Annotated in this window: 1 pseudogene; it reads left to right on the plus strand. The window is 71.4% G+C overall.

Annotation, left to right across the window (positions count from 1 at the left end):
- Positions 1-229: 229 nt before the first annotated feature.
- Positions 230-472: pseudogene (locus G3I56_RS42785) on the plus strand (VOC family protein); the annotation flags it as partial.

Consider the following 472-nt stretch of genomic DNA (forward strand, 5'->3'; position numbering starts at 1 on the left):
CCACGGCGTCGTCGTCACCCTGGCCCGTGGGACACCGGCCATGAGAAACCCTCCTTGGTCTTGCGCACGACCGTCCTTGGTCGCCGACTCGCTGCCCTCAGCATCGGGTGTGATCGATACACCTTGAGGGACCGGGTGAAGGTGCACCCGTGTGCGCGCACGCCGATGAGTCCGCGCGGCCCGTCGGGTCGACACCTGCACCGGCACGCACCCCTCGGGAGGACCGACCATGACCGCACGCCTCAGCCCCTACCTGGGCTTCCGCGACCAGGCCCGCGCGGCGATGGACTTCTACGCCGACGTCTTCGGCGGTGCCGCGACGTCGAGCACGTTCGACGAGTTCGGCATGGCGTCCGACCCGGCCGACGCGGGCAAGATCATGCACTCGCAGCTGGAGCTGCCCGGCGGCGGGACGCTCATGGCGTCCGACACCCCGGCGTCGATGCCCGCACCGGGGCGACCCGGCGCGGTC

Source organism: Streptomyces sp. SID12488 (genome assembly GCF_010548275.1).
In the GTDB taxonomy this organism is placed as follows: Bacteria; Actinomycetota; Actinomycetes; order Streptomycetales; family Streptomycetaceae; genus Streptomyces.